Source organism: Pseudonocardia oceanicola, assembly GCF_047200735.1.
Classification (GTDB): Bacteria; Actinomycetota; Actinomycetes; order Mycobacteriales; family Pseudonocardiaceae; genus Pseudonocardia.
Genome location: NZ_JBJZON010000025.1, coordinates 1 through 23488, shown reverse-complemented (window position 1 = coordinate 23488; position 23488 = coordinate 1). Strand labels below are relative to the sequence as shown.

20 protein-coding genes and 2 pseudogenes are annotated in these 23488 nt (G+C 73.0%); 13 read left to right on the top strand and 9 right to left on the bottom strand.

What is annotated here, in order from left to right; translation table 11 throughout:
* Positions 1 to 236 precede the first annotated feature (236 nt).
* The 6 genes from ACL02T_RS27520 (at position 237) to ACL02T_RS27495 (ending at position 8388) form a co-directional block, all read left to right on the top strand.
* A complete protein-coding gene (locus ACL02T_RS27520; RefSeq protein ID WP_412833690.1) occupies positions 237 to 1304 on the top strand; it encodes an LLM class flavin-dependent oxidoreductase in 1068 nt (355 codons plus the stop codon).
* A 33-nt stretch (positions 1305 to 1337) separates the two neighbouring features.
* Positions 1338 to 2231 (top strand): alpha/beta hydrolase, encoded by an 894-nt coding sequence (locus ACL02T_RS27515; RefSeq protein WP_412833689.1) that lies wholly within the window; start codon positions 1338 to 1340, stop codon positions 2229 to 2231.
* Positions 2232 to 2533: 302 nt separating this feature from the next.
* Positions 2534 to 3679, top strand: a complete 1146-nt coding sequence (locus tag ACL02T_RS27510) for a helix-turn-helix transcriptional regulator (RefSeq protein ID WP_412833688.1) — start codon at positions 2534 to 2536, stop codon at positions 3677 to 3679.
* A gap of 101 nt (positions 3680 to 3780) precedes the next feature.
* Positions 3781 to 5553 (top strand): PEP-utilizing enzyme, encoded by a 1773-nt coding sequence (locus tag ACL02T_RS27505; protein ID WP_412833687.1) that lies wholly within the window; start codon positions 3781 to 3783, stop codon positions 5551 to 5553.
* A gap of 69 nt (positions 5554 to 5622) precedes the next feature.
* A complete protein-coding gene (locus ACL02T_RS27500) occupies positions 5623 to 6834 on the top strand; it encodes a cytochrome P450 (protein WP_412833686.1) in 1212 nt (403 codons plus the stop codon).
* 3 nt (positions 6835 to 6837) lie between these two features.
* Positions 6838 to 8388, top strand: coding sequence for an AMP-binding protein (locus tag ACL02T_RS27495; protein ID WP_412833685.1), 1551 nt, complete (start codon positions 6838 to 6840; stop codon positions 8386 to 8388).
* 6 nt (positions 8389 to 8394) lie between these two features.
* Here ACL02T_RS27495 and ACL02T_RS27490 read toward each other — a convergent pair whose 3' ends face one another.
* On the bottom strand, positions 8395 to 10035 hold the full coding sequence (locus tag ACL02T_RS27490; RefSeq protein WP_412833684.1) for an AMP-binding protein: 1641 nt from the start codon (positions 10033 to 10035) through the stop codon (positions 8395 to 8397).
* 106 nt (positions 10036 to 10141) lie between these two features.
* Here ACL02T_RS27490 and ACL02T_RS27485 point away from each other — a divergent pair, with 106 nt between their 5' ends.
* Complete coding sequence (locus tag ACL02T_RS27485) at positions 10142 to 10606, top strand: AMP-binding protein (protein ID WP_412833683.1); 465 nt, start codon at positions 10142 to 10144, stop codon at positions 10604 to 10606.
* A 341-nt stretch (positions 10607 to 10947) separates the two neighbouring features.
* On the opposite strand, the gene ACL02T_RS27480 is transcribed toward ACL02T_RS27485, so the two are convergent.
* From ACL02T_RS27480 to ACL02T_RS27450, 7 genes and pseudogenes are all read right to left on the bottom strand, one after another.
* Positions 10948 to 11250 carry an FAS1-like dehydratase domain-containing protein gene (locus ACL02T_RS27480; protein WP_412833682.1) on the bottom strand — a complete coding sequence of 101 codons (303 nt, stop codon included), beginning with the start codon at positions 11248 to 11250 and terminating at the stop codon, positions 10948 to 10950.
* Positions 11251 to 11344: 94 nt separating this feature from the next.
* A complete protein-coding gene (locus ACL02T_RS27475; RefSeq protein ID WP_412833681.1) occupies positions 11345 to 12955 on the bottom strand; it encodes a PEP/pyruvate-binding domain-containing protein in 1611 nt (536 codons plus the stop codon).
* Positions 12956 to 12984: 29 nt separating this feature from the next.
* Positions 12985 to 14655 (bottom strand): AMP-binding protein, encoded by a 1671-nt coding sequence (locus ACL02T_RS27470; protein ID WP_412833680.1) that lies wholly within the window; start codon positions 14653 to 14655, stop codon positions 12985 to 12987.
* Positions 14656 to 14892: 237 nt separating this feature from the next.
* A complete protein-coding gene (locus tag ACL02T_RS27465) occupies positions 14893 to 15969 on the bottom strand; it encodes an alcohol dehydrogenase catalytic domain-containing protein (RefSeq protein WP_412833679.1) in 1077 nt (358 codons plus the stop codon).
* Positions 15970 to 15998: 29 nt separating this feature from the next.
* A pseudogene (locus ACL02T_RS27460) lies at positions 15999 to 16322 on the bottom strand (aldehyde dehydrogenase family protein); the annotation flags it as partial.
* On the bottom strand, positions 16304 to 16606 hold the full coding sequence (locus ACL02T_RS27455; RefSeq protein ID WP_412833775.1) for an aldehyde dehydrogenase family protein: 303 nt from the start codon (positions 16604 to 16606) through the stop codon (positions 16304 to 16306). The pseudogene ACL02T_RS27460 and the gene ACL02T_RS27455, both read right to left, overlap by 19 nt.
* A gap of 58 nt (positions 16607 to 16664) precedes the next feature.
* A pseudogene (locus ACL02T_RS27450) lies at positions 16665 to 17036 on the bottom strand (aldehyde dehydrogenase family protein); the annotation flags it as partial.
* Positions 17037 to 17141: 105 nt separating this feature from the next.
* On the opposite strand from ACL02T_RS27450, the gene ACL02T_RS27445 reads away from it, so the two are divergent.
* The 5 genes from ACL02T_RS27445 to ACL02T_RS27425 all read left to right on the top strand — a co-directional run bounded on the left by ACL02T_RS27445 (position 17142) and on the right by ACL02T_RS27425 (position 21843).
* On the top strand, positions 17142 to 17777 hold the full coding sequence (locus ACL02T_RS27445; RefSeq protein ID WP_412833678.1) for a hypothetical protein: 636 nt from the start codon (positions 17142 to 17144) through the stop codon (positions 17775 to 17777).
* Entirely contained in the window at positions 17774 to 17962 is a 189-nt protein-coding gene (locus ACL02T_RS27440) for a ferredoxin (protein ID WP_412833677.1), read from the top strand. The genes ACL02T_RS27445 and ACL02T_RS27440 overlap by 4 nt, the downstream gene beginning before the upstream one ends.
* Positions 17963 to 17972: 10 nt before the next feature.
* A complete protein-coding gene (locus ACL02T_RS27435) occupies positions 17973 to 18578 on the top strand; it encodes a MarR family transcriptional regulator (RefSeq protein ID WP_412833676.1) in 606 nt (201 codons plus the stop codon).
* Between the two features lie 137 nt (positions 18579 to 18715).
* Complete coding sequence (locus tag ACL02T_RS27430) at positions 18716 to 19903, top strand: acyl-CoA dehydrogenase family protein (RefSeq protein ID WP_412833675.1); 1188 nt, start codon at positions 18716 to 18718, stop codon at positions 19901 to 19903.
* Positions 19900 to 21843: an AMP-binding protein gene (locus ACL02T_RS27425; protein WP_412833674.1), complete on the top strand. Its 1944-nt coding sequence runs from the start codon at positions 19900 to 19902 to the stop codon at positions 21841 to 21843. Before ACL02T_RS27430 ends, ACL02T_RS27425 begins: the two co-directional genes overlap by 4 nt.
* An 11-nt stretch (positions 21844 to 21854) precedes the next feature.
* Here ACL02T_RS27425 and ACL02T_RS27420 read toward each other — a convergent pair whose 3' ends face one another.
* Positions 21855 to 22613, bottom strand: coding sequence for a FadR/GntR family transcriptional regulator (locus tag ACL02T_RS27420; RefSeq protein WP_412833673.1), 759 nt, complete (start codon positions 22611 to 22613; stop codon positions 21855 to 21857).
* A gap of 94 nt (positions 22614 to 22707) precedes the next feature.
* Here ACL02T_RS27420 and ACL02T_RS27415 point away from each other — a divergent pair.
* On the top strand, positions 22708 to 23488 hold a 781-nt coding region (locus ACL02T_RS27415), incomplete at its 3' end, for an acyl-CoA dehydrogenase family protein (RefSeq protein WP_412833672.1).

Sequence of the window (23488 nt, the reverse complement as noted above, 5' to 3'; positions counted from 1 at the left end):
ACGACGACGGGGCCGGAATCCGAACGGTTCCGGCCGGCTCCTCGTCCTCGGGGCCCGCTCGACCCGATCGGGTGCCGGACTGTAGCGGAATGCGACAACGCTTCTCGCGGGCCCGCTGCCAACCTGTGAGACGCAGGACACATGGGCTGTCCTCGCCCCGCTCCGACGGCGGGCCTCCCGTGAAAGCCGCTCGCCGCTCCCGCTCCGAGAATCTCGTTCGTGCCCGAGGAGGCCACGTGAAGGTTCACATGACCAACCTGATCCAGAACTACGGCAACGCGAGTTCCGACTACGAGATCTACCAGGACCAGATCGCGCTGTCGCTGCGGGCCGACGAGGACGGGTACGAGAGCATCGGCTGCGTCGAGCACCATTTCGACCCGGGTTACTCGATGTGTCCCGACAACACCCAGTTCCTGTCCTACCTCGCCGGTCGGACCTCGAAGGCCAAGCTGCACACGACCGCGGTGATCCTGCCGTGGAACGACCCGATGCGGGTGGTCGAGAAGATCGCGCTGCTGGACAACCTGGCCGACGGCCGGGCGATGTTCGGCATGGGTCGCGGCCTCGCCCGCCGCGAGTTCGAGGGCTTCGGCATCGAGATGGGTGAGTCGCGGGAGCGGTTCGACGAGGCCGCGGCGATGATCATCCGCGGACTGGAGGACGGCTACGTCGAGAACGACGGGAAGTACTATCCGCAGGTCAAGGTCCCGGTGCACCCGGCGCCCCTGGCGACCTTCACGGGCCGCACCACCTGCGTGGCGATGAGCCCCGACTCCGCGGTCGCCGCGGGCAGGCTCGGCGTGGCGATGATGGCCTTCATCCAGGGCCCGATGGAGACCATGCACCTGCCGATGATCGAGCAGTACCGCGAGGCGTTCCGGGAGACGCACGGCGGCGAGGCCCCGCCGCCGCTGATGATCGACCTCACGTACTGCCACCGGGACTCCGAGGAGGCCCGCCGGGTCGCCTACGAGCACGTCGCGAACTACTACATGACCTGCGTCGAGCACTACGAGTTCGGCGGCAGGCACTTCGAGAGCACCACGGGGTACGCCTCGTACGCCGCGGCGAAGCAGGCGATCGACGAGTATGGCCTCGACGCGGTCGTCGACATCTACGTCAACGCCCAGATCTGGGGCACACCCGAGGAGATGATCGCCAAGCACGAGGAGCGCAAGGCCCTCGTCGGCGAGTACGAGCCGATCATGGTCTTCCAGTACGGCGGCCTGATGGGCGAGAAGGCGGCGGGGAGCTACGAGTTGTTCACCTCCGAGGTCCTGCCCACCCTGCAGAAGATGTGACCGGATCACCGACGATTCGTCAGGAGTGACGCCATGGCGAGCCCTGAACTGGCACGCGCCCGCGATCTGCTGTCCCACCTGGTCTCCGAGCCGGAGGCCGACATGAACGACTACCGCAGGCTCTACGACGAGGTGCTGGCCCACTTCGAGCTGCCGGCCGACGCCGACGTCGAGGAGGTCGACGCCGACGGGGTGCCCGCGATCTGGGTGAGTGCCCCGGGCACCTCCCGCGAACAGGCCGTGGTGCTGGTGCACGGCGGCGGCTGGTGCATGGGCAACGCCAAGGGCTACCAGGAGTTCGGCTACCGGATCTCCAAGGCGGCCGATGCCCGCGTGCTCGTCGTCGACTACCGCCTCGCACCCGAGAACCCGTTCCCGGCACCCCTCGACGACACCGTCACGGCGTTCCGTTTCGCGCGGGCCCAGCAGGGCGTGCGCAAGGTCGCCTTCGTGGGCGACTCCGCGGGCGGCGGGCTCGTGGTGTCGGCGCTGGTGAAGCTGCGCGACGACGGGGACGCCGCGCCGTCGTCGGCGGTGGTCTGCTCGCCGCTGGTCGACCTGGCCGGAGAGGGCGCCTCGCTGACCGAGCGCGCCCACCTCGACCCGCTCCCCGCCGCGGCCCTCGTCGGTGCCATGGGCGGTGCCTACCTCGCCGGCGCCGAGCCGAAGGCCACGCCCCTCGCTTCGCCGCTGTACGCCGACCTGTCGGGACTGCCTCCGCTGCGGGTCCTGGTCGGCACCGACGAGGGCCTGCACGACGACTCGACCCGCCTGGTCGAGAAGGTCACGGCGGCGGGCGGTGAGGCCGAGCTGGAGATCGGGCAGGACATGGTCCACATCTGGCCGATCTTCTCGTTCCTCCCCGAGGCGCAGGAGTCGACGAACCGGTTCGGCGTGTTCCTCCGCAAGCGGTTCGCGGAGAGCTGACGACGGAGTCGACGCGGCGGGCCCGGCAGGATCTCCTGCCGGGCCCGGTCGGCGTCGTCCCGCATCGCGACAACCGGATGGGAGGAGCAGGCCCGGCGTCGTCGGTCCGTCGCCGCCCTCCCGTAGGGGCACTACTCAGGAGGGCCTCCAGTGACCACGAACGTCCGACGCGGGGCGCGCGCGGTTGACCGCCGCGCTACCATTGGTCGAACGGTCGGACCGGTCGGATGCAGGGGTTCGGCGTCGGGACCGGCGGACGATCGTGGGCGCACAGGTGCGGGCCGGCCGGTCAGGAGGCAGTGGTGGACGACCTCGTCGACGACCACGAGCCGGGCGGCGGTGACGATCCGAACGTGCTGGTCGCCCGGACCGAGCACACCCTCGCGGCCATCGCGGACGTCGCGCGCCGCGACGAGGACGGGCCGGTCGTCGCCAAGGCGATCGACACGCTCGACGACGCCCTGGACTCCCTCGTGGTGGGGGAGCGCTACCTGCGTCGGCGGCTGAGGCTGCCCGAGGGGCCCGGCGCGCCGGCGGAGACCGCGGACCTGCTCCTCCTCGTGAAGGTCCAGGAGCTGCGCCTCTCGATCGGCGAGATCCGGGTGCGGCGGCGCGCGGCCGCAGCCGTCGAGTTGCACCGCTCGCTCACTCGGCTGCGCGCAGGGCTCGGGACCACCGAGCTGCAGCGCGAGATCCCGCGCGAGCTGGGCAGGCTCGGCTACAGCCGCTCTCTCATGTCCGGTCTGCGGGGCTCGACGTGGCGCGCCAGCTCGGCGTTCGCCCACGAGGACGAATCACTGGCCGGCACGCTGGTCGAGGTCGGCTCGGCGATGCCCGGCCTGATCGGTCGCGAGGAGCCCGAGACGGAGGCGGTCCGGCTGCGCACGGCCGTGCTCGTCCGGGATGCGCAGTCGCGGCCGCGGGTCCACCGCGAGCTGGTGACCGTGGGCGACACCCGGGACTACGCGGCCGCGCCGCTCGTGGTGCACGGCCGGGTCGTCGGGCTCGTGCACGTCGACCGCCACTCGCAGGCGGACGTCGTCGACGAGGGGGACCGGGAGTTGCTCGGCCTGTTCGCCGACGGTGTCGGTCTCGCGTTCGAGCGTGCGCGGTACGAGGAGCGGTTCAGCGCCATGCGGCGGCAGCTCGAACTGCAGATCACCGGAATCGACGAGCTCGCCTACGGCACACTCGACTGGGCGGACGCCGGCGAGCGCCCGGTGCCGCACCCGTACCTGTCGGACGGCCCACTGAACGAGCTCACCCGACGCGAGCTGGAGGTGCTGCGGTACCTGGCCGGCGGCGCGTCGAACCAGGAGATCGCCGATCGGCTCGGCCTGTCCGTCGGCACGGTGAAGACGCACGTCAAGGCCCTGCTGCGCAAGCTCGGCGCCGCGAACAGGACAGATGCCGCAGCGAGGTTCCACGACCTGACCAAGGGTGCCTGAGCGAGAGGGAGAAAAGCACCCCTGCGGAGAGAGGCGCGTCACGTCGCCCGGGCAGAGGATCTCCTGAACCGAGGACCCCCTGTCGACCAACGGAGGTTGCCATGGCCGCGACGGCCGAGGATGTCGCCTACGAACCCGTGGGTGTCGGGCTCAACGTCCACGAGACCCCCGCCGTCGAGGGCCGGGTGAAGTGGCTGGACTCGCCCGACGAGGTGCTGGACTTCGTCGAGGAGGAGGACGACGTCACGGACGTCGTCGTGATCGTCCGCGGTGGCACGACCACCTTCCTGACCCCGGCGCTCACCGCCGGGATCTGCGGGATCGTCACGCTGCAGGGTGCGCCGGAGAGCCACCTCGGCATCGTCAGCCGCGAGTACGGGATCCCGTGCGTCATGTCCGTCGCGTTCGAGAAGGGCGTCCGGACCTCGCGCGGCGAGGTGGTGCCCGCCGACGGCGCCCGGATCAAGGTCGACTCGACGACCCGCCCGAAGGCGACGGTCAGTGTCGAGGTCGGAGCCCCCGTCTCGGACGACCCGGTCGCCGACGCGGGCCCGGGGATGACCCCCGAGCAGCTCGCCCAGATCCAGCTGCTGCTGGAGAAGTTCGGCGGCGAGGTACCGCACGGCGCCGAGGGCGACGCGATCATGCAGGCGCAGCTGAACACCAAGATCCTCGAGCTCACCGACGAGAGCGCGGCTCGGCCGTTGACGGTGACCGAGGTCAACGACGTGCTGAAGTACCTCACCTGGAACGAGTGGGACGCGCTGGCCGCGCGGGCCACCGAGGGCGAGTCGGGCCTGATCCCGCGCCAGGAGTACGAGGCACTGGGCATCCTCAACGCCTGGTTCCGCCACCCCGGCTGGCTGGCCGCCATCGAGGAGAAGGTCGGGGCCGCGGGCGTCGTCGACATCGGGGCCGCCGCGCAGCGCGAGATCGGCACGAAGGTCAACCTGCTGCACGCCTGGGCGGCGCTGTGCGCGTCCTTCTTCGGTCGCGGCATCGCGATCGAGATGGGTCTGCACGACGAGCACCGCGGTGCCGCCGCCCTGCTCCCGAGCGCCACCACCGCCCGCCGGCTGTACAAGGGCATCTGGGGTGACGGCGGCATGTTCACCTCGATGCGCTACTACCACGCCCCGCTGCTGGACGACGGGTGGCTGGACCGCTTCGCCGCCGACCGCATCGCGCTGGCCGACGCGGACGCCCGTTCCGCGTTCCAGAAGTTCAACGCCTCCGCGGAGCTCCTGGGCTTTCTGCACCACTTCGACAACCGGCTCGGCCTGGGTGACAGCGGCCCCTACCCGCTGCCCGACGGCGGCTTCGTCGTGGTCCGGGACCTGTTCGTCAACGAGCCCGCGTTCGAGTGGTCCGAGCTCTCCGGCGACCTGCCGTACTCGATCACGATGGCGATGGCCTTCAAGCCCGACAGCGGGCTCGAGGTCAAGGTCACCGACCTGTCCACGATGTTCACCGAGCCCACGAACTACCTGCAGCACCTCTCCGGCGTCTCGGTGTACACCCGGCAGCACTGGGACACCCCGGCCGCGGACGTGCAGGCGCTGTCGGTCGCGGACATGGCCGAGCTCCGGCAGCGGGTGGAGGCCGCCTCGGCGGCGCTCTACCGGCACATCGCGGGCATGGAGCACCGGGAGAAGGTGCTCGCCGGGGCCAAGGTCTACACGGCGGGCTTCATCCTGCCGTTCGCCCGGGCCGCCGGGGTGTACGACGAGCTGGTCGCCGAGCACGGGCTCTTCGAGGTGCACCCGGAGGCCGCGGCCGTGTACGACCGGATCGTCAGCGGTGTCGCGACCGAGATGATCCCGCGGCTGTTCCTCACCGGCTCGTGGGGCGTGCCGGTGCCCGACCGGGGCTGACCCCGATCTCGGGCCGGTGCGCCTGCTCCCCGGGCGCACCGGCCCCTCGCCGAGAGAGCAGGAGTTGTGATGACGGTGGACCTCGGGTCGGCCGCGGAGATCGACCTCACCGACATGCGGCCCTTCGTGGCCGGGACGCAGCACGATCTGTTCCGCGCGCTGCGCGACGACGATCCGCTCCACTGGAACGAGGAGACCGACGGCGGCCGCGGCTTCTGGTCGCTCACCCGGTACGCCGACGTCCGGGAGGGGGCCACGGACCACGAGCGGCTCTCCAGCGCGGAGGGCACCCAGCTCGCGGAACGCCGCGTCGAGGGCAAGCTGCACAGCCTGCACAACATGGACGAGCCCGAGCACGGCAAGCTCCGCCGCATCGCGATCCCCCACCTGCGGGCGGTCAAGATCAAGCGCTGGCAGGAGTCGATCGCCGAGTCGGTGACCCGGCTCCTCGACGAGGCCGAGGCGGCCGGCGAGGTCGAGTTCGTGCACGCGGTGTCGGCGAACCTGCCGATCCGGGTGCTGGCCCGGGTGCTCGGCGTCCCGGCCGAGGACTGCGCGCACCTGGCCGAACTGAGCAACGTCGCGCATATCCAGGACCCCGAGTACGTCACGACCGACGCCGAGCGCGAGACCGCCCGCGAACAGCTCTTCGACTACTTCTCAGATCTCACCGCGAAGCGTCGCGCCGACCCGCAGGACGACCTCGTCTCGGTGCTGGTCCAGGGCAGGGTCGACGGCGAGCCGCTGAGCTGGGAGCAGCTGGCGGCCTACTACATCGTCCTCATGGCGGCCGGGAACGAGACCACCCGGCACCTCATCTCCGGGGCCGTGGACGCGTTCCACCGGTTCCCGGAGGAGTGGGAGCGGCTGCGCGCGGACCGGGGCCTCCTGGCCCCGGCCGTGGAGGAGATGTTCCGCTGGGTGTCGCCCGTGGCCTTCATGCGGCGCACCGCGCTCGCGCCGATCGAGTGGCACGGTCGCACGATCGAGCCGGGCCAGAAGGTCGTGCTGTGGTTCGGCAGTGCCAACCGGGACGAGCGGGTGTTCGCCGACCCCGACCGCTTCCGGATCGACCGCACCCCGAACGACCACCTGACCTTCGGCTGGGGCGTGCATTTCTGCATGGGCGCCCACCTCGCCCGGGCGGAGGTCAACGCCCTGTTCGGCCAGATGCTCGATCGCGGGCTCGACGTCCGGCAGACGACTCCACCGGAGCGCCTGGAGGCCTCGATGTTCGCCGGGATCAAGCGGATGCCCGTCCGGATCTCGCGGAGGGGCTGAGGCGTGTACCCCCCTGTCCACGCCGCCGAGGCACCCGACCGCCCCGCGATGGTCCTGGCGGCGAGCGGCGCCACGCAGACCTACGCGGAGCTGGCCGATCGCAGCGCCCGCCTCGCCACCTGGTTGCACCGCGCGGGTCTGGTCGAGGGCGACCGGGTCGTCCTCGCGCTGCCCAACGACCTGCGGTGGGGTGAGATCGCCTGGGCCTGCTGGCGGACCGGGCTGATCCTCTGTGCGGTCAACTGGCACCTCTCCGCCCGCGAGCTCACGCCGCTGATGAAGGACGCCGCGCCCCGCGTCGTCGTCACCTCCGCGGAGCTCGACCCGACGCTGCGCGAGGCCGCGGGCGCCGCGGGTGCCGGCCCCCGGTTCCTCGTGGTCGGCGGGGGCCGCCACGACGGCCCCGACCGGGACGACTACGACGAGACCGTCCAGGGCACCGAGGCGGACCCGGACCTGCCCGAGACGATGGGCGGCCGGCTACTCTTCAGCTCCGGCACCACCGGGCGGCCGAAGCCCTTCACCGTGCCCCCGCCCGGCACGCACCCCACCGAGGTGCCGGTGCGCTCGGGGGAGATGATGCGCAGCCTCGGTTTCGAGCCCGGCGCGAGCGTGTACCTGTCGACCGGCCCGGCCTACCACGCGGCGCCGTTGGGGTTCCTGCAGTCCGTGCACCAGCTGGGCGGGACCGTCGTGCTCATGGAGCGGTTCGACGCCGAGGGCGCGCTCGCCGCGATCGAGCGGCACGGGGTGACCCACAGCCAGTGGGTGCCCACGATGTTCGTCCGGCTGCTCCGGCTCCCCGCCGAGGTGCGCCAGCGCTACGACCTCTCCTCGCACCGGGTCGCGGTGCACGGTGCGGCGCCCTGCGCGCCGGAGGTCAAGAAGGCGATCATCGACTGGTGGGGGCCGATCGTCCACGAGTACTACGGCGCCTCGGAGGGGTACGGCCGCACCGCGATCACCGCGGAGGAGTGGCTGGTCCACCCCGGCTCGGTGGGCCGGCCGGTCGGGGGCGCACTGCACGTCACCGACGAGGACGGCCGCGACCTCCCCGTCGGCGAGGTCGGGACCGTGTGGTTCGTCAAGCCCGACGCGGACGAGCCCGTACGGGGCCCGGACGGCGCCGCCGACCTGGCCGGCACCCGCGGCTGGGGCGCGGTCGGCGACCTCGGCAGGCTCGACGAGGACGGGTACCTCTACCTCACCGGCCGCAAGGGCCAGACGATCATCAGCGGCGGCGTCAACATCTACCCCCGCGAGATCGAGGACCTCCTCGTCCTGCACCCCGCGGTGGCCGACGTGGCCGTGGTCGGGGTGCCCGAGGAGGAGTTCGGCGAGCAGGTGAAGGGCGTCGTGCAGGCCGCGGAGGGGTACGAGCCGACGCCGGAGCTGGCGGCCGAGCTGATCGCCTACTGCCGCGACCACCTCGCCCACTTCAAGTGCCCGCGGTCGATCGACTTCACCGAGCGGGTCCCGCGCAGCGACGCCGGGAAGATCCTGATGGCGGAGCTGCGCGGGAGGTACCGGGCGGTGGTGCCGGCGTCCCGCTGAGCGCGGTCAGCCCTCCCGGGCGAGGTCGCGGAGCAGGAACTTCTGGATCTTGCCGGTCGCGGTCATCGGAAGGGCGTCGACCAGCACGAGCTTCTCGGGCAGCTTCTGCAGGGAGATGTCCCGCCCGCGCAGGAAGTCGGTGATGTCGGTCAGGGTGGGTCGCTCGCCCGGCGCCGGGACGACGACGGCGCAGGCCTTCTCGCCCAGCCGGTCGTCCGGGTAGGGGACCACGGCCACCTGCGCGACGGCCGGGTGGGCGGCGACGTACCCCTCCACCTCGGCCGCGCTGATGTTGGTGCCGCCGCGGATGATGATGTCCTTGAGCCGCCCGCTGACCCGCAGGTAGCCCTGGTCGTCGAGCCGCCCGAGGTCACCGGTGTGGTGGCGGCCCCGGTCGTCGATCGTCGCCGCGGTGCGCTCCGGGTCCCGCCAGTAGCCCAGGACCGCGCCCGGGCCCCAGTAGCAGATCTCGCCCTCCGCTCCGGTCGGGACGTCCTCGCCGTCCGCACCGACCAGGGTGATCTCGATGCCGTCGAGGGCGGCGGACCCGTCCGACCCGGCGCGGCGCTCCAGCGGGTCGCCGGGGTGGCAGCACGTGCCGGCGAGGATCTCGGTGGCGCCGTAGAGCGGCATCAGGACGCCGCCGTCGAACGCCTCGTCGAACTCGATCGCGAGGGCCTCGGGGATCGGCGCACCCGCGCACAGCCAGAACCGCATCGACGAGAGGTCCCGCTTCGCCGTCCGCTGGGCGTCGAGCGCCATGCGGACGAACGGCGTGGCGGTGGCGCTGGCCGTACAGCGGTAGCGCTCGATGCGGCGCAGGCCCTCGTTCGGCTCCCAGACGTCGAGCAGGTGCGTCTCGGCGCCGACGGTGAGGGGGACGAGGATCCCGACGACCAGCCCCGTGGCGTGGGCGACCGGGGACGGCATGAACACGACGTCCTCGGGCCGGGTCCGGAACACGTCGTGGGCCAGGCCGCGGGCGGAGTAGTCGGCGGTGTTCCACGTGTGCACGCAGCCCTTCGCCGTCGACTCCGTGCCGGAGGTGTAGACGATCATGTGCGGCAGGTCGGGGTCGGGGTGCGGCCCGAGGTCGGTGGGCTCGGCGGCGCAGGCCTCGTCGAACGACAGCTCGCCCGCCTGTGCGGTCCCGCGGGCCACGACCAGCGTCGCGACGGCGGGGATCTCCTTCTGCAGGGTCCGGAACATCCCGGCGTGGTCGAACCCGCGGAACTCCCCGGTGGTGATCGCCGCGACGGCGCCGGAGTTGCGCAGCACGTGCGCGACCTCGGTCTGCCGGTAGACGGTCATGATCGGGACCAGGACGGCGCCGATCCGGGCGATCGCCAGGTAGCCGACCACGAACTCGGCCCAGTTCGGCAGCTGCAGCGCCACCCGGTCGCCGGGCCGCACCCCGGCCCGGAGCAGGGTGGCCCCGAGGCTGCTTGCGCGGTCGCGCACCTCGGCATAGGTCAGTTCGACCGTCCCGTCGGACACGAACCGCCGCCCCGGTGTGGTCTCCGCCCAGTGGTCGAGCAGGGCCGCGGCGGAGCCGTCCTGCCACCAGCCCCGCTCGCGGAACCGGCGGATCGACTCCTCGTCGTAGCGGTCGTGCACCGTGAGGGTGGCGATGTCGGGGGCGACCATCGAATTCTCCGCTTCGTCGCGAACGTCCAGGTGTGACCGGGGGCACGAGCCTAGCCGAGCACGGTCGGGCTTATCAATGGTCAGTCCAAAGAAGTGGGCTGTCCCCGTGTACCCGCGGATCCATGCGGCGTCGGCGCCGCACCGGCCTGCCTTCGTCGTGGCCGACACGGGGGAGCAGGTGACCTGGGCGGAGCTCGACCGCCGCAGCGCCGCGCTGGCGGGGTGGTTCCACGCACGCGGGCTGCGCCCCGGGGACGTCGTGCTCCTGGTGATGGGCAACGACGTGCGGTTCGCCGAGGTGGTGTGGGCGTGCTGGCGCAGCGGCCCGGTGGTCGCGCCGGTGAGCCCCCGGCTCGGGCCGGACGAGCTGCGGCCGATGGTCGAGGACGCCGCGCCCGCCGCCGTGGTGGCGGAGGCCGACGAGGTGGTCCGCCCGGTGGCCTTCCTCGGAGGGCTACGGCCGCACGTCGATCGGGCCGCAGTGGCTCGTGCACCCCGGCTCGGTCGGCCGGGCCAAGGGCGGGACCGTGCGGATCGCCGACGCCGAGGGCCGGGTGCTGCCCGCCGCTGAGCCGGAGGACGGCGCCGAGCCGGACCGGCGCGAGGAACCGTACGTCGAGCTCGCGCAGGTGCTCCACGCCGCACCAGTCCGTGAGCCAGCCGGCCAGCATTCCGGCCTGCATCTGCCCCATGGCGATGACGGTGTCGAGGCCCCGCCCTCGCGGCGAACGCCGGATCGTGGAGCAGTGGGTTGAAGCCCCCGCGCCGGCGACGCGGACGAGGTCGGTCTGGGTGACCGGGCCGAGCTCGCGTTCGGGCACGGCGTCGCCCACCGCGACCGCCCGCGGCGGCCGTGCGGTCCGTGCCGTCACCGGCCACGCTCGAACACGGTCTCCCACCACTCCACGGCGGTCAGCCCCTCGGCGTCGACGAACGCGGTCTCCAGCGTGAGCCGCCGCATCGGCGCCCGCCCGGAGCGGCCCCCGACCAGTTCGTCGCCGACCAACCTGCGCGCCCGCGCAGCCGGTCGCCGACGACCAGTGGGCGGTGGTAGCGCCAGCGCACCCCGCCGACCATCACCCGTTCCAGGGCCAGCCCGAGCCGCTCGACCATCGCGCGCTGGTCCCGGTGGTGCCCACTGACGACCACGTGGGTCGGCGTGGCCGGCAGGGCCTCGAACCCGGCGGCCGCGGCGGCCGCGACGTCGGTGTGCACGGGATCGACCGCGGTCGTGGCCGGGCGAACTCGTGCACCTTGCCCTCCTCGACGGTGAAGGCGACCTCGTCGACCACGTCCCCGACGGCCAGGCTCACCGGGCGCCCGACCAGGACTCCAGCACCGCCAGTTCGGGCAGGTGCTCGGCGAGGACGGCGGCCTCGTCCGGCTCGGCGCCCGCGGCCCCGTCCGGGTCGCCGCCCAGCCAGATCTCGCCGGTGGTGCCGTCCAGGGTCACCAGGTCGCCCGGGGCGATGGTGTGCCTGCCGTCCGCGGTACGGGCGCCGTCGGCGTCGATGACCAGTGCCTCGGCGCCGACGACGGCGGGCAGCCCCCACCCCCGCGCGACGACGGCGGCGTGGCTGACGAGCCCGCCGGTACCGGTCACGACCCCCACCGACACCGCCATGCCGGGAACGTCCTCGGGGCTGGTCTCGGGGCGGATGAGCACCAGGTCCTCGTCGTCGCCCGCGTCGGCGGCCTCGTCCGAGCTGAACACGGCCTTGCCGGTGACCCGCCCGGGGGAGGCCCCGAGACCGGTGGCGATCGCCTCCCCGCGCTGCCGGCTCGCCGCAGCGGCGAGCACCGCCTGGCGGGCTGCCGCCCGGACCTCGGCGCTGACCCGCGCCACCGCCTCCGCGCGGGTCAACGGCAGCCCCGGCTCCTCGGCCATCTGCACCGCCGCCCGGACCGCGGCGACCGCGCTGCGCTTGCCGACCCGGGTCTGCAGGACCCACAGCCTGCCCTGCTCGACGGTGAACTCGACGTCGCAGATGTCGGCGTAGTGCTGCTCGAGCCTGCCCAGCACGCCGTCGAGCTGCGCCCAGACCGCAGGCAGCTCGGCGCCGAGCGTGTCGATCGGCTGCGTCCGGGCGGTGCCCGAGACGACGTCCTCGCCCTGCGCGCGCGGCAGGTAGTCGCCGTAGCGACGCGCCTCCCCGGTCGCCGGGTCGCGGGTGAACACGACCCCCGTCCCCGACTCGCCGCCGCGGTTGCCGAACACCATGGCCTGCACGTTCACCGCGGTGGCGACCGTGCCGGCGATCTTCTCGCGCTGCTGGTAGGCCAGTGCGCGCTCGCTGCCGCACGACCGGAACACGGCCTCGATCGCCGCCCGCAGCTGCGCGCGCGGCTCCTGCGGGACCTCGACGAGGCCCCGGATCCGGGCGATCTCGGCCCGGACGGCGTCGACGTCCTCCGCCGCCGCCTCCGCGCCGAGGGTCTCGGCGGAAGCGCCGAGGACCGTCGTGGCGTACATCCGCACGAAGCGGCGGTAGCAGTCCCACGCGAACCGCTCGTCCCCGGAGGCCCGCGCGAGGCCCACGACCGTCTCGTCGTTCAGGCCCAGGTTCAGCACCGTGTCCAACATGCCCGGCATCGACCGCGGCGCGCCGCTGCGCACCGCCAGCAGCAGCGGGTCGTCCGCGTCCCCGAACCCGCGGCCGAGCGCGCGGCCGAGCGCCGCGGTGTGCTCCTCGACCAGCGCGTCGAGGTCCTCGGGCCATCCGTCCGCCAGGTAGCGGCGGCAGGTGTCCACGGTGATCGTGAAACCGGGCGGGACCGGGAGGCCGAGGGCCGTCGTCATCTCGGCGAGGCCCGCCCCCTTGCCGCCGAGCAGGTCGGCGAGGGTGCGGGCGGGCACGCCGTGGTCGTGGTCGAACGGGAAGACGGCGGCCGTCACGGGCGGGGCGGCGGAGGAAGGCATCGTCGCGGGTCCTCTGCGGTGAATCGGGGTCAGGCGGCGTCGGACGGGACCTGCGCCACCTTGCCGGCGATGTCCTGGCGGAGCAGGTGCTTCTGGATCTTGCCCGTCGCGGTCGTCGGCAGCTCGCTGACCAGCTCCAGGCGTTCGGGGGTCTTCTGGATCGCGAGGCCGCGGTCGTGCAGGTAGGCCTTGATCGTCTCGAGGGAGGGCGGGCTCGTTGGATCGGCCGCCACGACGTAGCAGCAGACCCGCTCGCCGAGCCGCTCGTCCGGCATCCCGACGACCGCCGCGGCCCGGACGCCGCGGTGCTCGGCCAGCAGGTCCTCGATCTCCCGGACGCTGATGTTCATGCCGCCGCGGATCACGATGTCCTTCGTCCGACCGGTGACCCGGACGAACCCGTCGGCGTCGCTGCGGCCGAGGTCGCCCGAGCGCGAGAAGCCGGCCGGGGTGTAGAGCGCGGCGGTCTCCTCGGGGCGGCCGAGGTAGCCGAGCATGTGGCTCGGCCCCTTGTAGGCGATGTCGCCCTCCTCGCCCACCGGGACCTCGGCCCCGGTCTCGTCGACGGCCTGGACGGCGTGGTGCGGCAGCGCCGCCCCGTCCGACGTCAGCGACTTCTCGGGCGGATCGTCGACCGTGCAGGTCGTCGTGCAGAGGTTCTCGCTGCGCCCGTACAGGCTCAGGATCGACGCGCCCGGGAGCAGGATGCGCGCCCGCTCGACGACCGAGCGCGGGATCGGGGCGCCCGCGGACACCCAGACCCGCATGCTCGACGCGTCGTGCTCGGCCGGGTCGAAGACGTCGAGCACCATCTGGATGAAGGTGGTGGCGGTGACGCTCATGGTGTAGCCGTACTCGGCGATCTCGGCCAGGCCGCGCCGCGGCTCCCACTCGGCCATCACGTGCGTGGACCCGCCCGCCAGCAGCGGGATCAGGACACCGGTGACCAGGCCGGTCGTGTGGGTGATCGGGGAGGGGCTGAACCCGACGTCCTCGGCGGTGAAGGCGAACGCCGTGGCGAGCGCCCGGGCGCCCGAGGCGTAGGTGTTGAAGGTGTGGACGCAGCCCTTCGGCCGCGCCGTGGTGCCCGAGGTGTAGACGATGACGAAGGGATCGTCCGCGGTGACGGGCGTCCCCAGCGACGCCGCGGCCTCGGCCGGGTCCACCTCAGGGGTCACCGCCGCCAGGGTGGTCATCGTGCCCGAGGGGACCGCCTCGCCGCGGACGACGACGATCGTGTCCACCGACGGCCGGGACCCCGCCAGGTCCCGGTACATGCCGAGGTAGTCGAAGCCCTTGAAGGTCGACGGGGTGACCACGGCCGACACCTGGGCGTCGTCGAGCACGTGCCCGACCTCGTCCCGCCGGTAGATGGGCATGATCGGCACCATGACGGCCCCGAGCCGGGCGACGGCCGCGGCGACGACGGCGAACTCGGCCCAGTTGGGCAGTTGCACGGCGACCCGGTCCCCGGCGCCGACGCCGCGGTCCCGCAGCCCCACCGCGAGCCGGGCCGAGAGGTCGCACAGGTCGGCGTAGGTGAAGGCGGCGGTGCCGTCCGTGATGAAGGTCTTGTCGGGCCCGTCCTCGGCCTGACGGGTGATCAGGTCGCCGAACGTCTCCGTGCTCCAGCAGCCGGAGTCGTAGTACTCCTGCACCTCGGCCGCCGAATAGCGGTCGCTCACGGTGGGAATCTCCATCGATTTCCGTCCTGGGTCGTCGGTCCGGCCCGGAACTCGACGAAACGAGCCCGGAAGCGGTCCGAAGTTACAATGGTCTGGCCGAAACTTCAACGTCGGAGCAGACTGCCCGGCATGCGTGCGGGACAGCGGGACAACGAGGGGGAGCGCGGTGTCGGCCCGGCTCGGTGACCGCCTTCCTCGCCGCCCGGTGCGGGGTCACCCCCGCCCACGTCGACGCGCTCCGGGCCGGGTTGCTCACTCCATCGTGAGCACGGTCCGCACCACGGACCCGTCCCGCTGGGCCGCGACGACCTCGTTGATCTCCTTGAGATCCGCGGTGCCACTGATCAGCCGCTCGATCGGCAGCCTGCCGGTGCGCCAGAGGTCGACGAGCATGCCGATGTCCCGGCGCATGCTGATGCCGCCGTGGAAGCTCCCGGTGAGCTTCTTGTCGTCGTGGAAGATCTCGTAGGCGGACAGCGGGACGGTGTCCCCGGGGCGCCCGGCCCCCACCACGGTGACGGTGCCGCCGCGGCGGACGGCCTTCCAGGCGTCGAGGATCGTCGGCGGTTGTCCGACGGCGTCGATCACGACGTCCAGGTCGCGGGCCTCGGCGAACTCCGCCGGGGACATCGCCTCGGTGGCGCCGAGGTCGAGGGCGGCCTGCCGGCGCCGCTCGGCCGGGTCCACCGCGACCAGCCGGGACGCGCCGGCCACCACGGACCCGAGCACGGCGTTGAGCCCCACCGCGCCCGCCCCGACGACGGCGACGGTGTCGCCGGGGGAGACCCGGGCGCTGCGCAGCGCCGCACCGACCCCGGTGGGTACCGCGCAGCCGAGCATCGCGGCGACGGGGAAGGGGACGTCGTCCGGGATGGGCAGGATCGCCCGCTCCGGCAGGACCGTCCGCTCCGCGAAGGTCGCCGTGTTCATCCCCTGGTGGACGGGCTGCCCGTCGATCGACAGCCGGTGGGTGGCGGTGTGGGCGCGGCCCTCCCGGGCGTCCCGGGTCGAGGACCGCCGCGCGCAGAGGTACTGGTCGCCGCGCAGGCAGGGGGCGCACTCCCCGCAGGAGGGCACCCACAGCACCAGCACGTGCTGCCCGACCTCCAAACCGGTCACGCTCTCGCCGAGCTCGTCCACCACCCCCACGCCCTCGTGGCCGAGGACCACGGGGGTGGGCTGCCCGAAGACCGTGGTGAGGGACAGGTCCGAGGCGCACACGCCCGCGGCCCGGAGCCGCGCGCCGACCTCGCCCGGACCGGCCGGGGTGATCGCGACGTCGGTGATCTCGAAGGGGCCGCCGGAGGCCCACTGCACTGCTGCTCGCACGTGTCGTACTCCTGTCTGGACGGTAAGGGTCAGCTGCGCGGCAGCCGGTGGACGGACGTGAGCGCGAGGTACTCCTCGATCCCCTCGGCGCCCATCTCGACGCCGAGCCCGCTGGCCTTGTGGCCCGCGACCGGGGTGGCGGCGCTCGAGCCGTAGTGGTTGATGCCGATGGCCCCGGCCTCGATCCGGTCGGCGACCGCGGCCGCGCGGTCCTCGTCGGCGGAGAAGACGGTGCCCGCCAGGCCGTAGGGCGTGTCGTTGGCCAGTGCCACGCCCTCGTCGAGGTCGTCGTAGCCCAGCACGGACAGCACCGGGCCGAAGATCTCCTCGCGGGCTATCCGCATGTCGGCGGTGACGTCGTCGAAACGCGACCCACGGCCGTCGACCCCGTGAAGGAGACCTTCGCGACGAGCGGGTGGTCCACCAGCGCCCGGCCGGTCTCGGCGCCCCCGGTCACCAGGTTGACCACGCCCGCGGGGGCCCCGGCCGCCGCGACCGCGTCCATCAGCATCCGGGCCGCCAGCGGAGTCTCGGCCGCCGGCTTGATCACGAGGGGACAGCCCGCGACCAGAGCGGGGGCGAGTTTCAGGGTGATCAGGCTGAGCGGGTAGTTCCACGGCGTGATCAGCCCCGCCACGCCGAGCGGGCGGGCGCTGCACCACGGTGTCGCCCGGGGCCGTCGGGTCCGGCCGGACGTCCGGGGCGAACAGCGCGGGACCGATCTCGGCGTTGTGCCGCAGCATCGCCGCCGCGGCGGCGGGGGCCTGCGCCGCCTCCGCGATCGGCGTGCCGTTCTCGTGGGTGATGGTCTCGCCCAGCGCGACGGCGCGACGGTCGATCTCGTCCGCCAGCCTGCGGACGACCGCGCAGCGCTCGTCGACCGGCACGGCGGCCCAGGAGTGCCGCACGGCGTGGGCCGCGCGGACCGCGGCGTCGACGTCCGCGGCGCCGGCGCTGACCACGGAGGCGATCACCTCCTCGGTCGCGGGATCGACGACCGGGGTGCGCTCGGCGGACCGTGCGGCCGCCCAGGCGCCGGCGACGTAGAGGTCGTCGATCTCGTCCATGGGCATCGGGGCGTCCTTGACACGAATGAGTGGGGCCACAACCATAGCCGTGTTCGGCCAGACCATTGGTACGGTCGACCGCAGCCAGGCCTCTCGGAGGAGCAGTTGTCAACGGAGACGCTCATCGGCACCGGCATCAACGTCTTCACCTCGGACGTGCCCACCGTCGGGAAGATCCGCTTCCTGGACTCCCCCGAAGAGGTGCTGGACTTCATCGACGGCCCCGACGTGGCCGAGACGATCGTGTTCTCCCGCGGAGGCACGACCACCTTCATGTCCCCCGCGCGCATGGCGGGCGTCGCGGGCCTGATCACCCTCCAGGGAGCCCCCGAGAGCCACCTGGGGGTCCATGCGGACCTGATCACGGCGATCGAGGCCCCCGGGACCGTCGTCGACGGGCAGGGGGCGCAGATCCCCAGCCGTCGGGTCGAGGGGAACACGCCCACGGTGCACGACACCGAGCCGCCGCGGCACACCGCGCTGCGGAAGGTCGCCACACCGCACCTGCGGGGACGACCCGGAGTTCATGCGCAGCCCCGACGAGAAGGAGCGGGCGCGCGAGGAGCTGTTCGACGACTTCCGGGGGCTGACCGAGGCCCGCAGGGCCGAGCCGCAGGGCGACGTCGTCTCCACGCGTGCTGGACCGGCCTGCGCATCACCCCGCTCGCCGAGCCGGACCGCCTGCACACCAACCAGTTCCACGCCTTCAAGCGGCTCCGCGTACGGGTGGAGCAGGCGTGAGGGTCAGTGTGGACCGGGACGTGTGCGTGGCAGACGGCCAGTGCGAGTACAACGACCCGGACCACTTCCAGATCAACGACGACGGCGAGCTCGAGCTGGACGAGAGCCCCCCGGACGACTCGAGGGAGAGCGTGCTGCGCGCGGTCGCCGCGTGCCCCGTGCGGGCGCTCTCGGCCGAGACGTGAGGAGACGACGATGAGTGACCGCTTCCTGGCCGTACACGCCCTGCGGATCAAGGGGCTCGCCTCGGCGGAGGACCTGACCGCCATCAGCGGGACCGACCTCGGCCCGGTGCTGGACCAGCTCGTCGCCGAGGACCTGGTGAAGCTGCGGACGGGCCGGATCGGCGGCTACACCCTCACCAAGGAGGGTCGTGCCGCGCACCCGGGCCTCCTCGCCGAGACGGTGACGGACGTTGAGCGGGCGGGGGTGGACGAGACCTACACCGCCTTCCTCCCCGTGAACGCGCGGTTCAAGGAGATCTGCACCCGCTGGCAGTGCAAGGACGGCGGGCAGGAGTCCAACGACCACTCCGACGCCGACTACGACGCCAAGGTGATCGATGACCTCGCCTCGACCCACGACGCGGTCGTGGCCGCGCTCGGTCCCGCCGCGGCGGTGGCACCCCGGTTCGGTCGCTACGCCGACCGCTTCGCCTCGGCTCTCGAGCGCGTCCGAGGTGGTGAGCAGGCCGCCTTCGCCCGGCCGATGAGCCACTCGTACCACGACGTGTGGATGGAGCTGCACGAGGACCTGCTGCTGACCCTGGGTCGGGAGCGGGACGCCGCCGACGGCCACTGAGCCGATCCGAGGCCGCACCCCGGCGCGCTCGGGCCCGCGATCACCCGATCGCGGGCCCGAGTCGTCTGTGACCTGCCCATCCCTGGATTCTGGTCTGACCGATAGCATATTATCGGGGACGACACGAAGGAGCGTCGATGGATCTCGCAGACTCCCCGGAGGAGGCGGAGTTCCGCACCCGGGTGCGGGCCTGGCTCGCCGAGGCCCTGCCCGACCTTCCCTGGCCCGAGCCGGTGGAGCTGGCCGAGAAGCTGCCGTTCTGGCGGCAGTGGCAGCGGCTGTTGTTCGAGGGCGGGTACGCCGGGATGTCGTGGCCGCGGGAGTACGGCGGCCAGGGGGCGGACGCGAAGATCCGCGCGGTGTTCACCGACGAGGCGGACCGGGCCGGAGCGCCCGAGCGGCTGAACACCGTCGGCGAGGACTTCGCCGGTCCCACGATCATCGCGTTCGGCACCGACGAGCAGAAGCAGCGCTTCCTGCGCCCCATCCTCACCGGGGACGAGCTGTGGTGTCAGCTGTTCTCGGAGCCGGACTCCGGGTCGGACCTGGCCTCGCTGCGCACCAGGGCGGTCAAGGTCGACGGCGGGTGGCGGATCTCCGGCCAGAAGATCTGGACCAGCCGCGCGCACCTGGCGACCAACGCCATCCTGCTCGCCCGCACCGGCGGCGCGGACCTGCCGCGGCACAAGGGCATCACCTATTTCCTGCTGCCCCTGGCGAGCGAGGGCGTGACGATCCGCCCGCTGGCGCACATGCTGGGCGAGGCCGAGTTCAACGAGGTGTTCCTCGACGAGGTGTTCGTCCCGGACGAGCTGGTCCTGGGCGAGGTCAACGGCGGCTGGCGGGTCGCCATGGCCACGCTCGGGTTCGAGCGGGTCGGTATCGCGACCGGCCGGGTCAACACCAAGCGGGCGGTCGACGACATCGTCGACCAGATCCGCGGGATGGCGGACGCGTCGGGGGCGCCGCTGGGCGCGGATGCGACCGTGCGGCGGAAGGTCGCCGACCTGTACGGGCGCGCCCTGGTGCACCAGGCCATCGGCCAGCGGGTGCTCACCATCGCCGCGGACGGCGGGCCGCCCGGGCCGGTGACCTCGATCGGCAAGCTGTACTTCTGCCCGTTGGTCGAGGACCTCGCGGACTTCCGGCAGTCGCTGTCCCCTCTGGGCGGCCAGCTCGCCCCCGAGGAGCAGTCCCCGGCGGAGAGCCGGTGGCAGCGGCTGGCCTACCAGGCCCGCGGCACCGCGATCGCGGGTGGCTCGACCTTCATCCAGCGCAACATCGTGGCCGAGCGGATGCTCGGCCTGCCCAGGAGTGCGTCGTGAGCTCGGGTGGATACGTCTGGACGCCCGGCCCGGAGTACCTGGAGCACTCCCGGGTGGCGCGGTTCGCCCGCGCTCACGGCGTCGACGGGATCGACGCCCTGCGAGCGCGGTCGGTGGCCGACGTCGCCTGGTACTGGGAGGCCGCGGTGGCCGATCTCGGGCTGCGGTTCTTCCCGCCGTACCGACGGGTGCTCGACCTGTCGCGGGGGATCACCGACCCGGACTGGTTCGTCGGCGGCGAGCTCAACGTGGCCGACGCCTGTCTGAGCCGGTGGGCGGAGGATCGCGGGGCCCGCGACCGGACCGCCGTGGTCCACGAGGCCGAGGACGGCTCCGTCGACTCGCTGTCGTTCGCCGAGCTCGAGGACCGGGTGCGGCGCGTCGCGGCGGGCCTGCGCGGACTGGGGATCGGCCGTGGGGATGCGGTGGCGCTGTACCTGCCGATGGTGTCCGAGGCGGTCGTGGCGTTCTATGCCGCGGCCCGGATCGGTGCGGTGCTGGTTCCGCTGTTCTCCGGGTTCGCCCCCGCCGCGATCGCCTCCCGGCTGGCCGACGCCGAGGTCCGTGCGGTCGTCGTGGCGGAGTCCACGGTGCGTCGGGGTCGCACCGTCGCGATGCTGCCGCCGATCCGCGAGGCGGTGGCGCAGTGTCGGGCCGAGGAGCAGGGCCCGACCGTCGAGCACGTGATCGTCGTCGGCTCCCCCGGCGAGGGGGAGACGGCGTGGTCGGACCTGCTGGCCCACGAGCCGGTGACCGGGCCGGCCGAGCCGATGGCGGCCATGGACACCCTGCTGCTGGCCTACACGTCCGGGACCACCGGGAAGCCCAAGGGAGCGGTGCACACCCACGCCGGGTTCCTGGTGAAGACGGCGAGCGAGGTGGCGTACTCGTTCGACGTCGGGCCCGGCGGGGTGTTCTGCTGGATCACCGACATGGGCTGGATCATGGGTCCGCTGTCGATCGTGGGCACCCACGCCAACGGTGCGACGCTGGTGCTCTACGAGGGCTCGCCGGACGTGCCGGACCTGAGCCGGCTCTGGCGGCTGGCCGAGCGCCACCGGGTCACCATGCTCGGGGTGTCGCCCACCCTGGTCCGGACCATCCGATCGGCGGAGCTCGGGTCGTACGACCTGTCCTCGGTGCACGCCCTGGGATCGACCGGGGAGCCGTGGGACCCGGAGTCCTACGAGTGGCTCGCCCGGGAGGTCTTCGGCGGTCGGGTCCCGGTCATCAACTTCTCCGGCGGCACCGAGGTGGGGGGATCGTTCCTGGCGCCCTATCCCGTCGAGCCGATTGCGAGCTGCTCGCTGGGCGGCCCGTCGCTGGGCATGGACGTCGACGTCGTCGACGCCTCCGGCCGGCCGGTCCGCGGTGAGGTCGGCGAGCTCGTCTGCCGCCAGCCCTGGCCCGCGATGACCCGCGGGGTCTGGCGGGACCGGGAGCGCTACCTGGAGGCCTACTGGTCCACGTTCCCCGGGCTCTGGCGCCACGGCGACCACGCGATCGTCGATGCCGAGGGGCAGTGGTTCCTGCGCGGCCGCTCGGACGACGTGATGAACGTGGCGGGCAAGCGGCTCGCCCCGGCGGAGGTCGAGTCGGTGCTGATCACGCATCCGGCGGTGGCCGAGGCCGCGGTCGTCGGGGTGCCGGACCAGACGAAGGGCGAAGCCGTGTGGGCCTTCTGGGTGCCGTGCGCCGGGGTCGCCGAGACCCCGGACATCGTCGAGGAGCTGCGTCGGCGGGTGGGGGAGGAGCTGGGCAAGCCCTTCGCCCCCAGCCTGCTCTGCCGGGTCGCCGAGCTGCCCAAGACGCGGTCGGCGAAGATCATGCGGCGGGCGGTGCGGGCCGCGGCGCTGGGCGAGGACCCCGGCGACCTCTCGGGCGCCGAGAATCCCGGTGCGCTCGACGTGGTCCGCGAGGCCCTGGCTGGTCCGCGGTGACGGGGGGCGGCCTACTCGGTCTCGGGTACCGACACCGTCGTGCGGTCGTCGACCTCGAGGGCGGCCGCGGCGTAGGAGTGCACGTGGCGGGTCATCCGTCGCACGGCCGCGTCGGCGTCGCGTTCGCGGATGGCCCGGGTGACCGAGCGGTGCGCCCGGACGGCGATGTCGCGAACCTCGTCGTTGACGAAGCCCTCGTTGTTCGTCGCGGTGTAGATGGCGCGGGACAGCGCGAGCATGATGCCGGTGAGGATCTCGTTGTGACCGGCGGTCGCCACGGCGACGTGCCAGTCGACGTTGGCGCGCAGGAAGTCGTCGAGGTCGGCGCTCGCCGCGATGGCCTCGTTGGTGGCCTCGAGGCGGGCCAGGTCGCCGGTCGTGCGGTGCAGGGCGGCGAGGTGGGCGCAGGAGGGCTCGACCGCCTCGCGGGTCTCGTGCACCGAGGCCAGCCGCAGCTGCCGGCCGCGGATCAACAGGTCCAGCGAGCTGGCCACGGACTCCTCGCCGGGCTTCTGGACGAAGGCACCGCCGGCTCGGCCCGCCTTGATCCGGATCAGGCCCTGGACCTCGAGGATGCGCAGCGCCTCGCGCACGGTGGTGCGGCTCATCCTGGTCTGCACCACGAGCTCGCGCTCGGGCGGCAGGGGGGTGCCCTCCGGGTACTCGCCGGACAGGATGCGTTCGCGCAGCTCGTTCGCGAGGACGTCGGACGCCTTGGGGACCTCCATGGGGGAGAGTCGGATCGCCGATCTGGCATCTGCGCTGGACATGGGGTCCTCCTTTCCTGGTCTAAAGGTCTGACCCAATCTAGCATCGCGGATGCGGTGGCGGTGCCGCGTCCGCGCGCCGAGTAGGAGAACGGGAATGCGCTGGGAACTCTCCGACGAGCAGGCCGACTTCCGCGCCGTCTTCGCGGACTGGCTGAGCGAGACGTGCCCTCCGGCCACACTCCGCGGTTGGCTGGACGCGGGCGATCACACGCCTTTCGAGGAGCGCTTCGTCGGCGACGGCTGGTTCGGGGTCGGGTCCGGCGAGGATCTCGGGGGCGAGGGCGGTGGGCTCGTCGAGCTGGCCCTGGCCGCCGAGGAGCTCGGCCGGCGAGCGGCGCCCGCGTCGGCGTGGCTGGGCTCGATGCTCGCCCTGCCCGCCCTGGCCGCGACGCCCGAGGCCGCGAAGGCGCTGCTGGCCGACGGGGTGACCACGGTCCTCGCCGTCCCGGCGGGCGCCGTCCCGGGAGGCGCGTCCGGCGTCGTCGAGCGTGACCGGCGGCTGGTCGGCACCGTCCCGGCCGTGCTCGCCGCGTCCCGCGCCCGGCGGCTGGTGGTGCCGGTCGACGGCGGCGTCCTGCAGCTGGTGGAGGTGGAGCAGCCGGGGGTGCGCCTGCGGGACCGCGCCCTGACCGACCGGAGCCGCTCGGTGGCCGACGTCGAGCTGGACGGCGCCGGGGGCTCCGTGATCCCGGTCGAGGACGTCGCGACGGTGCTGGAGGCCGCCGCCCTCCGGGCCGCGGTGCTGGTGGCGGCCGACGCGCTGGGCGCGATGGAGCGGATGCTCGACGCGACGGTGGAGTACGTGCTGCAGCGCAGGCAGTTCGGTGTGCCGATCGGCTCGTTCCAGGCGGTCAAGCATGCGGCCGCGGAGATGT